The organism is Bradyrhizobium diazoefficiens (assembly GCF_016616235.1).
GTDB lineage: Bacteria > Pseudomonadota > Alphaproteobacteria > Rhizobiales > Xanthobacteraceae > Bradyrhizobium > Bradyrhizobium diazoefficiens_H.
Genome location: NZ_CP067100.1, coordinates 425627 through 440475, shown reverse-complemented (window position 1 = coordinate 440475; position 14849 = coordinate 425627). Strand labels below are relative to the sequence as shown.

The following is a 14849-nucleotide window of genomic DNA, read 5'->3' as shown; positions in this document are numbered from 1 at the left end:
CGCGTGGATGGCCGGGTCAAGCCGGCCATGACGACCGAGATTGTGGAACGGCCCTTATATAGCAACCGGAATTGCCGATTGCGACCGCGGCCACTACTTAGCCTTACCGCCTGCAATCCTGGGCGATCTTGTCGAGCGCCTGGGCGAGGCCCTTCAGCGAGAAGGTGTCGGTGGTCTCCGTCCCCTTGGCCGAGGTGCCCTTGACCACGAGATCGGCGGATTTGCGCATGGCCTCGACCATCCGCTCCTCCTCGGCCGCGTTCTTGATCCAGAGGCCGTCGCCCTGCGTGTACATGGCGAAGGCGGCGCCGCCGACCTCGACGGTCGATTCCGAGCCCGGCTTCAGCGCATAGCCGATCATGACCGAGACTTCGTTGTTCACCTTCTCCGCCGGCCGGGTCGAGACGAAGGCATAGGCCGGATCGCGCGGGCGATTCGGCGGATTGGTCTTCGACGACGAGGGTTTTGCCAACGCGAAGCAGACCTTCTTGCCGTTGGGCGTCGCAGAATAGGCGCCCCAGGTGCCGAACTGGCCGATCAGGGTCGGTTCCGCGCCGCCCGCAACCGCAGCGGGCGGGGCCGCCGGTTTGCTCTCTGGCTTTGCAGCCGTTTTGGCATTGGTATGGGCAGTCGGCGCGGGCGGCTTTGGTGCCGCCTCTTTTGGTCCAGCCTTGGGCGCCGGTTGCGCCGTCTGAGCCCGCGCGGAACCGGTCATTCCGACGGCCGCTACGCCAGTCATCAAAGCTAAAGTCAGCACCCGCCACATGCTGGAGTGGTTCCCTCAATATTGTGACTGGAAGATGGCCCGGCCGCGCTTTGTCCCCACGGCAGGGATAGCCGGGAAAGTCCAATTTGGGAAGGCAGTTAGCGGGTCAGCCGGTTCGTCATCCCCGGGATCGCGCGGCGCGTTGCGCGGCCCATTGCGCATCGCTCCAGCCAAGCAAATCCTCGGCGCCGGAACTGCGCAGATGCGCGCCGCCGTCGATCACCACCATCTCGCCATTGATGTAGCCGGCGCGGTCCGAGACCAGGAAGCTGGCGAGATCGGCAAGCTCGCTGTGCTCGCCGGTTCGGCCAAGCGGGTTGCGCGCGGTCCAGCCCTCGTTGCGGGCCTCGGGACGGAGCTGCCCCGATGCGCCGGCGGTCGGGAACGGGCCCGGCGCGATCGCGACGGTGCGGATGCCCTTCGGGCCCCATTCGACTGCGAGGCTCTTGGTCATCGCCAGCATCGCCGACTTCGCCATCGCGGACGGCACAGTGAAGGCGCGGCCGGTGATGGTCGATGTCGAAAGGATCGAGAGCACGACGCCTTTGTGCTGGCCCTCAATCCAGCGCTTGCCGGCGGCGAGCGTGCAATACATCGCGCCGTGCAGGGTCGGTGCGAGGATCGCATCTGCCGCGCGGAACGACAGATGCTCACTCTGTGCGATGAAGGTCGCAGCGGCGTTGTTGACGAGGATGTCGAGCGGCGCCTCGCGCCAGATCGCATCCATCATGCCATCGACGGCGGCGCCGTCGCGAATATCGCAGGCGATCGTCGTAACCTTTCCTCCGCTCTGCGCGCGCATCTCGCGCGCTGTTGCGTCGAGCCGGTCGAGCTTGCGGCCGCAGATGACGAGCTCGGCGCCGAGCGCAAGGAAACGGCGTCCCATCGCAGCGCCGAGGCCCGAGCCTCCGCCGGTGACGAGGATGCGCTTGTCCCTGAGCAGACCTGTTTCAAACATCGTTTGAATCCTTTCTCCGGGGATTCGTCATTGCGAGCGAAGCGAAGCAATCCTGACTATTTCCGCGGGACGGATTCTGGATTGCTCCGCGGAGCCTGTCATCGGGCCGCGCTTCGCGCGGACCCGGTGGCTCGCAATGACGAGGATAGGCCGAACAGGACGACCAGCAAAGAATCCGGATTGTCGCCCGTGTCTAAATCCGGCAAAACCGACCCAACTAATTCCACTCGAAACGCTCAAGGTGCCGCAATGAAAGCCATCCTCTGCTCGCAATATTGCCAGCCCGACGATCTCGTGCTGGCCGATGTGCCGGATCCGGTGGCGGGGCCCGGCGAGGCCGTGATCGCGATCAAGGCGGCGGCGCTGAATTTTTTCGACCTTCTGATGATTCAGGGCAAGTACCAGATCAAGCCGCCGTTCCCGTTCTCGCCGGCCGCGGAAGTTGCCGGCGTGATCGAGAGCGTCGGCCCCGGCGTCACCGATCTGAAAGTCGGCGATCGCGTGGTGGCGTCCTGCGGCCATAACGGCGCGCGCGAGAAGATCGCGCTGCCGGCCGCATCCATCGTGAAGATCCCCGACAATCTCGACTACGACCGCGCGGCCGGCATCATCATCATCTACGGCACCGCGCTGCATGCGCTGGAAGACCGCGCGAGCCCCAAGCCGGGAGAGACGCTCGCGGTGCTGGGCGCGGCCGGAGGCACCGGCCTCGCTGCCTGCGAGCTCGGCAAGCTGATGGGACTCAAGGTGATCGCCTGCGCCTCGTCGGACGAGAAGCTCGAATTCGCCAAGGCGCATGGCGCCGAGCTGACGCTGAACTACGCCAAGGAGGATTTGAAGGAAGGCTTGCGCAAGCTGACAGGCGGCAAGGGCGTCGACATCATCTTCGATCCCGTGGGTGGCGCTTACGCGGAAGCCGCGCTGCGCTCGATCGCCTGGGAGGGCCGCTTTCTCGTGATCGGCTTTGCAGCCGGCGACATTCCGAAGATGCCGCTGAACCTCGCGCTCTTGAAAGGCTGCGACATCCGCGGCGTGTTCTGGGGCGCCTGGACCCGGCTCAACCCGGAGAAGAACCGCGCCAATCTCGAGAAGCTCGTGAGGTGGACCGCGGAAGGAAAGATTTCATCTCATGTCGACCGCACCTTCCCGCTGGCGCAGACGGCGGATGCGCTCAAGGTGCTCGCGGGGCGGCAAGCGATGGGCAAGGTGATCCTGCATCCGTGAGGTGATGCGGGCGACGTCAGCTTTGCCGCGACATGCGCGCAGCACACTCCGCTGTCGTCGCTCGGCTTGACCGGGCGACCCAGTACTCCGTGACGCCGGTGGTCGAATCGAGAGGCCGCGGCGTACTGGATTCCCCGCCTTCGCGGGGAATGACAGCGGAGTATGTGGCTGAGGCCGAGTCGACTACGCCGCTTCCGCCTCCGCCTCATCCACGCCGCGCTTCAGCGCGGCGCGGGCGGCTTCGCGGTGCTCGGTCGTGATGTGGCTGGCGACCATGCGGATGGCGGTGGCGAGCACGGCGGCATCATCGGTGAAGCCGAGGATCGGCATCACGTCGGGAACGAAGTCGAAAGGCAGGATGAAATAGGCGATCGCGCCCAATAGCGAGGCCTGGACATGGCGCGGTGTCTGGCGGTCGAACGCGCAGTAATAGGCCGCGAGCAGATCTTCCGCGAACGGCAGCTGCGCGGCGACGCGCTTCAGCTTGCGCCAGAAGCGGCGGCCAACGCTCTCGCGATCTTCCGCGAGCCGGTCGGCCGGCTCGAAACCCACGCTGTGTTCGGCAGCCATTTCGACAAACTCCCCGCTCAGCCAAGAGCGACGTCAGCAAAGAGCGGCAGATCGCCACATCCCTGCGGATCACAAGATGGGGACTTGGCCAGCTCCGACAAGATGTCAGGCAAATGTCAGCTAGGGTGTCAGCCGGCGATGGCGTTCATCGCCTTGGCGAGCTCGATATCGAGCTTGGTGACGCCGCCGGCGTCATGGGTCGACAGCACCACCTCCACGGTCTTGTAGACGTTCCGCCATTCGGGGTGGTGGTCCATCTTCTCGGCGACCAGCGCGGCGCGGCTCATGAAGCCGAATGCCTCGTTGAAATCCTTGAAGACAAAGGTTTTCCCGATGGCCTCGCGGCCCTGAATCTCGGTCCAGCCCGGTAGTCCGCCCAGCACCTGCTTACGTGCTTCCGCCGTCAGCCGCTCTGCCATGATCGCCTCCGTCGTTCAGGGGAACTTTACCCTAACACCGTGCCTGCGGCCCGGGTTCATCCAGGATTTCGTCCATCCCGCTAACCATGACGGAGATGTAACCCCGCCGAACAAGAATTTTGCTACAATTGCGGGCGTAAATCGCCGGCCAAGATGAAACTGAGCCTCAAGCGCCTGTTCGGGAGATCGATGACCGGGGGATCGGACCTGGCCGAAACGCCCACCTCGTCGCCGCGATCAGCGGCGCGGCGAACGGCGCTCGTCTCGCTTGCATTGGTGCTCGCGATCATCGGCGCGCTCGCGGGCGGCTATTATTTCGCGATGCGCCCGGTGACGTTGAAGATCGCGGTCGGTCCCGCCAACAGCGACGACGTCAAGGTCGTGCAGACCCTGACGCAGGCCTTTGCGCAGAACAAGAGCTATGTGCGGCTGCGGCCGGTCCAGACCGACGGCGCCACCGCGAGCGCGGAGGCACTCGCAGAGAGCAAGGTCGATCTGGCCATCGTGCGCGGCGATCTGGACGTGCCGAAGAACGCACAGGCGGTCGCGACCCTGCGCAAGAACGTGGTGGTGCTGTGGTCGGTGCCCGGCAAGGGCAAGAAGAAGGGCGCCAAGATCACCAAGATCCCGCAGCTCGCCGGCCATCGCGTCGGCGTGGTCGGCAAGACGCAGGCCAATGTCAATCTGCTCAAGGTGATCCTCCAGCAATACGGCGTCGATCCCGCCAAGGTCGAGGTCGTACAATTCCCGGCCAATGAAGCGGCCGAAGCGATCAAGGCCCAGAAGGCCGATGGCTATCTCGCGGCGGGTCCCGTCAACAGCAAGATCACGTCGGATGCGATCGCGGCCTCCGCCAAGGATGGTGGCGCGCCGATCTTCCTTGCGATCGATTCCGCCGATGCGATCGCGCAGAACCACCCGGTCTACGAGGCCTCGGAAATTCCCGCCGGCACTTATGGCGGTTCACCCGATCGCCCCGACGACGAGGTCAAGACCATCAGCTTCTCGCACCATATCGTGGCGCGCAAAGGCGTGTCCGAAACCACCATCGCGGCCTTCACCCGGCAGCTGTTCGCCGTGCGCCAGCAATTGCTGACGGATTTCCCGCAGGCCGCGAAGATCGAGACGCCCGACACCGACAAGGACGCCGCGATCCCCGTGCATCCCGGCGCCGCCGCCTTTGTCGACGGCGAGGAAAAGACCTTCCTCGACAGGTACAGCGATTACATCTGGTGGAGTCTGATGGCGCTCTCCGCCATGGGCTCGCTCGGCGCCTGGTTTGCGGGCTATTTGAAGAAGGACGAACGCGACAGCAACAGCCATCTGCGCGACAGGCTGTTCGACATGATTGCCGCAGCACGCAAGAGCGAGAGCACCGAGGAGCTCGACCAGATGCAGGCCGAGGCGGACGAGATCCTGCGCGATACGCTGCGTTGCTTCGACCAGGGTGTGATTGAACAGGCTGCGCTCACCGCCATCAACATCGTGCTCGACCAGTTCCACGCTGCGGTAGCCGACCGCAAGGCGGTGCTCTTCAGCGTTCCGCAGAACCCGCAACGCTCGGGCCCGCAGTTCAGAGCCGCCGGCAACGCGTGAACGCCTCCGCGCGTAATTGCTGCGTCACATTGCCTCCCTATAGCTTTCGCTATCATTCCGGCTTCGCGCTTCGCGCACTCCGGAATGACAGCGAAAGATGCGCCAGCACGCGAGCCAGCCATGAAACTCAAATTCTCCCGCCGCCGCTTTCTCACCACCAGCGCCGGTGCGCTTGGCGCAATCGCGATGCCGCATCTGTCGCGCGCGGCCGACCGGCCGGCAGTGACGCATGGCGTGCAGTCGGGCGACGTCACCGTCGACGGCGGCGTGGTGTGGGCGCGCACCGATCGGCCCGCGCAGATGCTGGTCGAGGTGGCGACGACCGAGTCGTTCAAGGATGCCCGGGCGCTGCCGCCGATTACGGCGCTGCCCGAGAGCGATTTCACCGCAAAAATGCTGATCGAGAATCTGCCGGGAGGCCAGGACATCTTCTATCGCGTCCGCTTCCGCGATCTCTCGCACAGCGCGATCGAAGGCGAGCCGGTGGTCGGCCGCTTCCGCACCGCGCCGGCCGACCGCCGCGACGTCAGCTTCGTCTGGGGCGGCGACGTCGCAGGACAGGGGTGGGGCATCAATCCCGACGACGGCGGCATGTTCACCTTCTCCGCCATGCGCAAGCATCGGCCGGATTTCTTCCTGCATTCCGGCGACACCATCTATGCCGACGGTCCGATTCAATCCGAGGTCAAATTAGCCGACGGCAGAACCTGGAAGAACATCACCATCCCGGAGAAGGCCAAGGTCGCCGAGACCCTGGACGAGTACCGCGCCGCGCACAAATACAATCTCACCGACGACAATGTCCGCGCCTTCAATGCCGAAGTGCCTGTTTTCGTGCAGTGGGACGACCATGAGGTGACCAACAATTGGTCGCTGTCGAAGGAGCTGCCGGCGTCTTACAAGGTGCGCGACATCAGGCTGCTCGCGGCCCGGGCGGGCCGTGCCTTCCACGAGATGTATCCGATGCGCGAGAGCATCGTTGAGCCCGGCCGGGTCTATCGCCAGATCTCCTACGGCCCGCATCTCGACGTGTTCGTGCTCGACGAGCGCAGCTATCGCGGCCCGAACGGTGCCAATCTCGAAACGGAATATGGTCCCGCCAGCTACTTCCTCGGCCCGGATCAGATCGCCTGGCTCAAGCGCGGCCTGCTGAACTCGCGCGCGACCTGGAAGGTGATCGCGTCCGACATGCCGCTCAGCATCCTCGTCTATGACGATGCCGCAAACAAGAAAGGTTCGGAGGCCTTTGCGCAAGGCGATGGCCCGGTGCGCGGCCGCGAGTTCGAGATCGCCGACCTGCTGCGCTTCATCAAGATGGCACCGGTCGCGAACACGGTTTGGCTGACGGCCGACGTGCACTACGCGGCCGCGCACTACTACAACCCGGACAAGGCGCAGTTCCAGGAATTCGATCCGTTCTGGGAATTCGTCTCGGGCCCCCTGCACGCCGGGACGTTCGGGCCCGGCGAGATGGACAACACGTTTGGACCCGAGGTGCGCTTCGTCAAGGCGCCCGGCCCGGACAAGCAGAACCTGCCGCCGTCGGCCGGCATGCAGTTCTTCGGTCACGTCAAGATCGACGGCGCCTCCGGCCAGATGACGGTGACGTTGCGCGACCGCGCCGACGTTGCGCTGTGGTCGACGACGCTCGATCCGAAGCTTGCCTGACGCCGCGAGAACGCGGACGGGCGATCAGGTGCCGCGCGAGCGTAGCGCAATCTCCAGCGCTTCGCTGGAGCAGGGCTTTTGCAGTCGGGGACGCATCTTGAATTCGGCCGGGATCCGGGTCTCGGCGCCGTAGCCGGTCACGAAGACGAAGGGAATTTGTGCTGCCGCCAGCCGTTCGGCGACGGCAAAGCTTTTCTCGCGGCCCAGCTCGACGTCGAGCAGCGCGAAATCCGGCGCGCGCGCCGAGATCGTGGCCAGTGCCTGCGCGACCGATCCCACGGAGCGCACGCTCGTCACGCCAAATCCGAGCAGGCGATCCTCGAAATCGATTGCGATGATTGGATCGTCCTCGACGATCAAGACATCGCTGGGAATTTCGGCCGAGCCGTCCGGAGAGGCAGGTATCATGGTGCTGGCTATCGAGGCTGGATGTTTGTTCGTTAAGGACAGCCTCAGCCCAATGCCTGCGCCCAGCGCATCGGAGGGTTCCCGGAACGAAACTCACCACAGAAGAGTTTCAACGTCTGTCCAGTTGTGCACACAGCCGACGAGCGGAGCTCGCTAGTGTCGAAAGGAGAGCAGGGGATCGACGATGGACGCGCGCATCAGCAAGGCAACCGAGGTCGACAGCCGGCCGGCCAACAACCTGCTGCGGCGCCTGAGTGCGGCGGATTACGCGCTGCTGGCGCCGCACGTCATCGTTGACGAGGCCGCGGCGAGCGAGCTGCTCTACAGTCCCGGCGACAACGTCCAAATCGTGCACTTCCCCTGCGGGCCGTCGCTTGCGACCTTTCTCGTTCCCAATGAGGACGGCCGCGATGTCGAGACCATTCTGGTCGGCCGCGAGGGCGCAGTCGGCGGCATCGTCAGCGAGGGATTTCTGCCGGCCTATACCCGCATCTGCGTGAAGTTCGGCGGACCGTTTGCGCACATTCATGTCGGCAAGCTCGAAGCGGCCAAGCAGCGCTCGGCCTCGCTGCGCAACATCTTCGCCCGCTACGCCGACTGCATGCTGGCGCAGATCTTCCAGTCCACCGCCTGCAACGCCATCCACTCCATCGAGCAGCGCACGGCCAAATGGATTTTGTCGGCGATGGAGCGCACCGGCGAGGAGACCAGCGTGCCACTGACTCACGAGCAACTCGCGACGCTGCTCGGGGTGGGACGCAGCTACGCCAGCCGCGTGCTTCAATCGTTCAGGGCGGAAGGCGTGCTCGAGACGCGTCGCGGCTCGATCCTGGTCCGCAACCGCGACGGCCTGCGCCTGCGCGCCTGCCTGTGCAATGACGCCGTGAAGATGCACTTCGAGGAGGTGCTGCGGGGGGTCTATCCGACCGAGGAGCAGGAGGCCGGGTAGTGGGTCTTGCTCGAAAGGCCCGGACCGGTCTGGAACGATAGCTAAGCCCCGGGGATTTCCGGACAAAATTCAGTCAACCAGGGCCAAAGAACACATTGTTTTTTGGCGTTTTTTGCTTATATTGCGCCGCAAACGCGTAGGGTGCCCGGTCGATATGGCCGGGCTTCCTTTTTGGGCGAAGCAGGCCCCGTTTTCCACGTTTCAGCGTTGTCCGAAAAGAGGTCCCGGCTTGACCGGCGAGATCGCGCTTAACCCATTGTTCGACCGCAAAGAAGCTCACTCATGAACCTCCGTAACGTCGCCATCATCGCCCACGTCGACCACGGCAAGACGACCCTGGTCGACAAACTCCTCCAGCAATCCGGCACGTTCCGCGAGAACCAGAAGGTGACCGATCGCGCCATGGACTCCAACGACCTGGAGCGCGAGCGCGGCATCACCATCCTGGCCAAGGCGGCCTCGGTGCAGTGGAAGGACACCCGCGTCAACATCGTCGACACCCCCGGCCACGCCGATTTCGGCGGCGAGGTCGAGCGCATCCTGAACATGGTGGATGGCGCGCTGGTGCTGGTCGACGCCGCCGAAGGCCCGCTGCCGCAGACCAAGTTCGTGGTCTCCAAGGCGCTCAAGGTCGGCCTGAAGCCGATCGTCGTCATCAACAAGGTCGACCGCCCCGACGCGCGTCCGACCGAGGTCATCAACGAGGTGTTCGACCTGTTCGCCGCGCTCGATGCCAGCGAGGAGCAGCTCGACTTCCCGATCCTATACGGGTCGGCCAAGCAGGGCTGGATGGCCGAGAGCCCGGAGGGTCCAAAGGACAAGGGCATGGAGCCGCTGTTCGACCTGATCCTGCGCCACGTCGCGCCGCCGAAGGTCGAGGAAGGCCCGTTCCGGATGATCGGCACCATCCTGGAGGCCAACCCCTATCTCGGCCGCATCATCACCGGCCGCATCTCCTCGGGCGTGCTCAAGCCGAACCAGCAGGTCAAGGTGCTCAACGCCGACGGCAAGCTGGTCGAGTCCGGGCGCATCACCAAGATCCTGGCGTTCCGCGGTCTCGAGCGCATCCCGCTCGACGAAGCCGAAGCCGGCGACATCGTCGCGATTGCGGGCCTGACCAAGGGCACCGTCGCCGACACCTTCTGCGACCCGACCGTCGAGGTGCCGCTACCGGCCCAGCCGATCGACCCGCCGACCGTGTCGATGTCCTTCATCGTCAACAACTCCCCGCTCGCCGGCACTGAAGGCGACAAGGTGACGAGCCGCATGATCCGCGACCGTCTGTTGCGCGAAGCCGAGGGCAACGTCGCGTTGCGCGTGGTCGAGGCCGCCGACAAGGACGCGATGGAAGTCTCCGGCCGCGGCGAATTGCAGCTCGCGATCCTGATCGAGACCATGCGCCGCGAGGGCTTTGAGCTCTCGGTGTCGCGCCCGCGCGTCGTGTTCCAGAAAGATGAAGCCACCGGCGCCACCTTGGAGCCGATCGAGGAAGTCGTGATCGACGTCGACGAAGAGCATTCCGGTGTCGTCGTGCAGAAGATGAGCGAGCGCAAATCCGAGCTGATCGAAATGAAGCCGTCGGGCGGCAACCGCCAGCGTCTGGTGTTCTACGCGCCGACCCGCGGCCTGATCGGCTACCAGGGCGAGCTGCTCACCGACACCCGCGGCACCGCGATCATGAACCGCCTGTTCCACGGCTATGCGCCGTACAAGGGCGAGATCCAGGGCCGCCGCAACGGCGTGCTGATCTCGAATGACCAGGGCGAAGCGGTGGCCTACGCCATGTTCAAGCTGGAAGACCGCGGCCCGATGATGATCGAGCCGGGCTGGAAGGTCTACAAGGGCATGATCGTCGGCGAGCACACCCGCGACAACGATCTCGAGATCAACGTGCTCAAGGGCAAGCAGCTCACCAACATCCGCACGACGTCGAAGGACGAAGCCGTGCGCCTGACCCCGCCGATCCGGATGACGCTGGAAAAGGCGCTGGCCTATATCGAGGATGACGAGCTCGTCGAGGTCACGCCGAAGTCGATCCGCCTGCGCAAGAAGCACCTCGACCCGAACGAGCGCAAGCGCGCGGAAAAGTCCAAGGAAGCGGTGGCGTAAGCTACCGCTCTTAACGACTGTCATGCCCCGGCTTGCTGTCTTCGCTGAAGCTTCGCCGGCCGAGCGCCCGTGTAGGCCCGGCGTAGCCTAGCGGAGCCGGGACCGGAGCATCCAGTACGCTGCGGCTTCTCGGTTCTAATCTCGCTGTCTCTGGAATACTGGATCGTCCGGTCAAGCCGGACGATGACAGCTCGGCTTGTGGCGCCTTTAGCACGTATCGCGAACGTGCTAGAGCCCACCCATGAGTTCCCTCCCCTCCTCCGTCGACGTCGCGATCATCGGGGCCGGTGCCGCCGGCCTCGGCGCGGCGCATGCGCTTGATGGCTCCGGCCTCTCCGCGATCGTGCTGGAGGCGCGAGACCGGCTCGGCGGCCGCGCCTGGACCGTGCAGGCGTCGCCCGAGGTCACCTTCGATGTTGGCTGCGGCTGGCTGCATTCGGCCGACAAGAACTCCTTCGTTCCGATCGCAAAACAGCTCAATTTCGAGATCAACACCGACCTGCCGCCCTGGGGCGATCGCGCCTTTGGCGATGCGTTTCCCGAGGCCGAGCGCATGGAGTTCGTGCGCGCGATCGACGAATTCTACGAGCGCCTCTGGGACGCCGCGGAGGAAGGCGAGGATGCACCTGCCGCCCGTTATCTCGAGCCGGGCAATCGCTGGAATCCGATGATCGACGCGATCTCGACCTATGTGAACGGGTGCGAGCTCGACCAGGTCTCGCTGCTCGATATGGGGGCCTATGAGGACACCTATTTCAATTGGCGGGTGCGCGCCGGATACGGAACGCTGATCGCCGCGTATGGCGCGCCGTGCCCGGTCGCGCTGAATTGCGAGGTCACGCTGGTCGACCATTCCGGCAAGCGCATCCGCCTCGAGACGCCGCGAGGGATCATCGAGACCGCGGCCGCGATCGTCACCGTCCCGACCAATCTGATCGCCGATGAGGCCATTCGCTTCTTCCCGGCGCTGCCGGCCAAGCTCGATGCCGCGCGCGGCCTGCCGCTCGGGGTGGACGACAAGGTGGTGCTGGCGCTGGCGGACGCGGACGAATTTCCGGTCGAGGGAAATCTGCGCGGCGCCACCATGCGCACCGCAATGGGCACCTACCACATCCGCCCGTTCGGCCAGCCCTGCATCGACGGCTTTTTCGGCGGCCGGTTTGCCCGCGAGCTGGAGGACGCAGGCGATGGCGCCTTCGCCGCGCAAAGCATCGATGAGATCGCGAGCTTCCTCGGCAACGACATCAGGCGCAAGCTGAGGCCGCTACGCGAATCGCGCTGGGCGCAAGATCCATTCGCCCGCGGCTCCTATTCGCACGCGCTGCCCGGCCATGCCGGAGATCGCGCCGTGCTGGCGGCGCCGGTCGATGGCCGGCTGTTCTTTGCAGGTGAGGCCACTTCGCCGAACTTTTTCTCGACTGCCCATGGCGCGCGGGACAGCGGCGAGCGGGCGGCGAAGGAAGTGCTGGCGGCGATCGGGAAGCGCTAGCCTTTGAATATCTTGTCTCTGTGAAACTTCAGAAAGAGTGCATTTGGGTAGAAGGCCGGGTCAGCCGGGAGATTGATCATCCGGCTTTGATTGAGGAGCCGCAGGGCATCGTCCGGAACGTGGCTCTCCGCAGTTAGGATTTTGTAATCGTCTCCTATCGAGATGAGGCCTCGGTCAAACATCCAGTGCACCGTGCCGGAAAGAGCCAAGCCGTTGCGGACGGAGTCCGGCCCCTTCTCCGCGACGGGTTGAATGTGCGCCGCCTGGACCTCAGGGCGTCCACCTCCATTGATGAGCCGAAGTCCTGTCATCGCGCATCGATTCTCGTACGCGGCGCGAACGTTGTACATAAATGATCTCTCGCGAAATGGCCGCGAAACTGTCATCTCGACAATCGGACGCTCAAAGGCAATGTTCGGCTCAGATATTTCGAATTGAGACGGCTGATGGCGAGGCGTCTCTTCACCAAGAATAGGGGCGAACCCGGCCTTCAAAATCTGGTCAAATTCAGCATCAGGGATCAGCCTAACGGCACGGCCAAAAGCACCCTTGTTAGTACTTCCATCTGCTTTTCTAAGAGCGCTTTCGTAGTAGCGGCTGCCTTCGGCGAAAGGGACGGGTCGATCGAAATCCAAGTAGTCATCCACGAGTGCGTAATAATGATCTGCTTGGTCCCTGTCTTCGATGAGACCTACTACGCGAGCGACTCCAAAGTAGGATTGCCGCCCACCGAAACTCGACAGCTCTACGGTCGTTCGCCTGGGCTCGTAGTAAAGAACATGGTCACCGACCGCCTGCCGAATCTGATTTAGATAGGTGCGAGGAAAATGGTAGCGGACCTCGGGCAGGTCTTTATACCCGGGCATCACTTTCGTAGTAAGAACCGCCTTCGACATTCCTTGACTTTATCGCTCCCGAGGCTTGTCTTTAAGTTGGAGGCAGCCTCTCTGCACAACCAAAATTACTCAATCACCCTTGCCCGCAGATCCGCATCGGGCACGAAGCACGAATCGTACTTGCCGAAGATGCGGTAGCGGTTGCGGGCGATGAGGCTGTAGACGGGGTCGCGCAGCGGCTTCGGCACGGCAAACAGCGCGCGCACGCAGCTCCATCCCGGTAACAGCGACAGCACCGTCAGCGCGGCGTCCGACTTCGTGAACGCCTCACCGCCATGGACGACGGCGTTGGTATCGGGATCGTCGGGGTCGATGCCGAACGTTCGCGCGAGCTCCGCGCCATAGTGCGACTGGATCGGCGTGAACCGAAACCGCTTCGCCGTATCGCGCTCCGCGACGAAGCGGATCCAGCGCGAGCAGAAGATGCAAACGCCGTCATACAGGATCACGTCGTCGTCGGGCCATTTTGGCATCAGCGATTATCCAGCATGAGCAACGCTACGAGCATCAGCACGATCGCCGGCCCGGTCTTCACCAGCGCGCCGAGCGGCTCGATCCAGAGATCGGGCGCGAGGATCGCCGCGCCGAGCATGTAGCCAAGCGAGGCCATGATGCCCGCAACGAGCCCGATCGCCGCGGTGCGGCGAACGGCGATGAGCGCGCCGATGCTGATGTCCATCAGGCTGGTGCCTATGGTGATGGGATCGACCAGCGCCGGCGGGAAATTGTGCGCGGTCAGGATGCCCGCGGCGGCGCGGTAGGACACGAACAGTGCGATGAAGCCGGAGACGAGCCAGAACGCGGCCAGGCTGGCAACAATCAGCGCCTTCATCAAAAACAGCCGGGCGAACCATTTGTCCTGGATGGTGGCGGGATGGCGCCCGATCGTCTCGGCCAGCGTCTTCGGCGCGAGGCCCGTGGTGGCGATCCATGCGGAGGGATCGCCGCTCACGCCGCGGCGCAGCTCGGCGATGGCGGTGGAGCGCATCGGCGGCATCCAACCGAGATAGCTGGCGAGATCGCCGATTTTCGCGCAGAGACCGAGCATGAGGGACGGTATGGCGACATGAGGCCAACCCTCCGTGCCGAAGGCCCGGCGGAATTGCTTGACGACACCGGCCATGGTGACCGGCTCGGCCTGCATCAGATCCCAGGTCACGGCTTTCGCATTCGCATCGTCGACGTCGCGCGCGGCGAGCCAGGCGATGGTCGCCGAAATATCCTCGATCGCCACGAAGTGGAACGGCGTTGCCATCTCCTTCGCAGGCAAGTCGAGCGGGAAGGCGGCGAGCGCGCGCAGCATCGCGCTGCCGCCATAGGCTGATGGCGCGATCACCAAGCCGGGCCGCAGGATGGCGTGGGGAATGCCGGAGGCCGCGATCAGGCGCTCGGCCTCGCGCTTGGTGGTTGCGAAGGCGGTGCGATCGGCCGCTGCGGTGCCCGGAATAGAGATATGGACCAGCCGGATCGCCCGGCCGCTTCCGGCAACAGCTTGAAGCAGCCGCGCGACGAAATCGCGATGTACGGCATTGGTGTCGCTGCCGGGTCCGTCCTGGAGCACGCCGAGGCAATTGACGATGATGTCCACCGCATGCTCGCCGAAGAATCGCGTCAGCGCGGCTGCATCCATCGACATGATCGGCAGCTCGAGATCCAGCGCGCTCATCTTCTGCGCCGGCGACAGGCTGCGCGCGACGCCAACGACGCGAAAGCCCCGCGCGCGAAGATCGTCGGTGACGAAGCGGCCGATCAGGCCGGAGGCGCCGAGCACCAAAATGGTTCGTTGGTTCATTGCGT

General features: G+C 64.4%; 15 protein-coding genes. 6 read left to right on the top strand and 9 right to left on the bottom strand.

Annotated features, from left to right (window positions below):
- Positions 1–103: 103 nt before the first annotated feature.
- Together JJB99_RS02070 and JJB99_RS02065 are read right to left on the bottom strand one after the other, a co-directional pair.
- Positions 104–766: an invasion associated locus B family protein gene (locus tag JJB99_RS02070; protein ID WP_200497164.1), complete on the bottom strand. Its 663-nt coding sequence runs from the start codon at positions 764–766 to the stop codon at positions 104–106.
- Between the two features lie 118 nt (positions 767–884).
- Positions 885–1724, bottom strand: coding sequence for an SDR family oxidoreductase (locus tag JJB99_RS02065; RefSeq protein WP_200497163.1), 840 nt, complete (start codon positions 1722–1724; stop codon positions 885–887).
- Positions 1725–1973: 249 nt separating this feature from the next.
- Between JJB99_RS02065 and JJB99_RS02060 the strand changes: the two genes are divergently transcribed.
- Positions 1974–2948, top strand: coding sequence for an NADPH:quinone oxidoreductase family protein (locus JJB99_RS02060; protein ID WP_200497162.1), 975 nt, complete (start codon positions 1974–1976; stop codon positions 2946–2948).
- 183 nt (positions 2949–3131) lie between these two features.
- Here JJB99_RS02060 and JJB99_RS02055 read toward each other — a convergent pair whose 3' ends face one another.
- Both JJB99_RS02055 and JJB99_RS02050 read right to left on the bottom strand, forming a co-directional pair.
- The gene (locus tag JJB99_RS02055) at positions 3132–3518 is read right to left on the bottom strand and encodes a YkvA family protein (RefSeq protein WP_200497161.1); all 387 of its coding nucleotides are present in this window, start codon (positions 3516–3518) and stop codon (positions 3132–3134) included.
- A gap of 128 nt (positions 3519–3646) precedes the next feature.
- Positions 3647–3937: a 4a-hydroxytetrahydrobiopterin dehydratase gene (locus tag JJB99_RS02050; RefSeq protein WP_200497160.1), complete on the bottom strand. Its 291-nt coding sequence runs from the start codon at positions 3935–3937 to the stop codon at positions 3647–3649.
- A gap of 153 nt (positions 3938–4090) precedes the next feature.
- On the opposite strand from JJB99_RS02050, the gene JJB99_RS02045 reads away from it, so the two are divergent.
- Positions 4091–5533 carry a TAXI family TRAP transporter solute-binding subunit gene (locus JJB99_RS02045; protein ID WP_200497159.1) on the top strand — a complete coding sequence of 481 codons (1443 nt, stop codon included), beginning with the start codon at positions 4091–4093 and terminating at the stop codon, positions 5531–5533.
- Positions 5534–5653: 120 nt separating this feature from the next.
- Positions 5654–7201 carry an alkaline phosphatase D family protein gene (locus JJB99_RS02040; RefSeq protein WP_200497158.1) on the top strand — a complete coding sequence of 516 codons (1548 nt, stop codon included), beginning with the start codon at positions 5654–5656 and terminating at the stop codon, positions 7199–7201.
- A 24-nt stretch (positions 7202–7225) separates the two neighbouring features.
- Here JJB99_RS02040 and JJB99_RS02035 read toward each other — a convergent pair whose 3' ends face one another.
- On the bottom strand, positions 7226–7609 hold the full coding sequence (locus JJB99_RS02035) for a response regulator (RefSeq protein ID WP_200497157.1): 384 nt from the start codon (positions 7607–7609) through the stop codon (positions 7226–7228).
- Between the two features lie 184 nt (positions 7610–7793).
- On the opposite strand from JJB99_RS02035, the gene JJB99_RS02030 reads away from it, so the two are divergent.
- Positions 7794–8558, top strand: coding sequence for a Crp/Fnr family transcriptional regulator (locus JJB99_RS02030; protein ID WP_200497156.1), 765 nt, complete (start codon positions 7794–7796; stop codon positions 8556–8558).
- A gap of 73 nt (positions 8559–8631) precedes the next feature.
- Here JJB99_RS02030 and JJB99_RS02025 read toward each other — a convergent pair whose 3' ends face one another.
- Positions 8632–8838, bottom strand: a complete 207-nt coding sequence (locus JJB99_RS02025; RefSeq protein WP_200497155.1) for a hypothetical protein — start codon at positions 8836–8838, stop codon at positions 8632–8634.
- A gap of 2 nt (positions 8839–8840) precedes the next feature.
- Between JJB99_RS02025 and typA the strand changes: the two genes are divergently transcribed.
- Positions 8841–10667, top strand: a complete 1827-nt coding sequence (typA, locus tag JJB99_RS02020; RefSeq protein ID WP_200497154.1) for a translational GTPase TypA — start codon at positions 8841–8843, stop codon at positions 10665–10667.
- Between the two features lie 241 nt (positions 10668–10908).
- The gene (locus JJB99_RS02015) at positions 10909–12156 is read left to right on the top strand and encodes a flavin monoamine oxidase family protein (RefSeq protein WP_200497153.1); all 1248 of its coding nucleotides are present in this window, start codon (positions 10909–10911) and stop codon (positions 12154–12156) included.
- Here JJB99_RS02015 and JJB99_RS02010 read toward each other — a convergent pair.
- The 3 genes from JJB99_RS02010 to JJB99_RS02000 form a co-directional block, all read right to left on the bottom strand.
- Positions 12153–13052, bottom strand: coding sequence for an HNH endonuclease (locus JJB99_RS02010; RefSeq protein ID WP_200497152.1), 900 nt, complete (start codon positions 13050–13052; stop codon positions 12153–12155). The two genes, JJB99_RS02015 and JJB99_RS02010, sit on opposite strands and share 4 nt — an antisense overlap.
- Positions 13053–13117: 65 nt before the next feature.
- The gene (locus JJB99_RS02005; protein ID WP_200497151.1) at positions 13118–13525 is read right to left on the bottom strand and encodes a thiol-disulfide oxidoreductase DCC family protein; all 408 of its coding nucleotides are present in this window, start codon (positions 13523–13525) and stop codon (positions 13118–13120) included.
- Positions 13525–14844 (bottom strand): SDR family oxidoreductase, encoded by a 1320-nt coding sequence (locus JJB99_RS02000; protein WP_200497150.1) that lies wholly within the window; start codon positions 14842–14844, stop codon positions 13525–13527. The genes JJB99_RS02005 and JJB99_RS02000 overlap by 1 nt, the downstream gene beginning before the upstream one ends.
- Positions 14845–14849 lie beyond the last annotated feature (5 nt).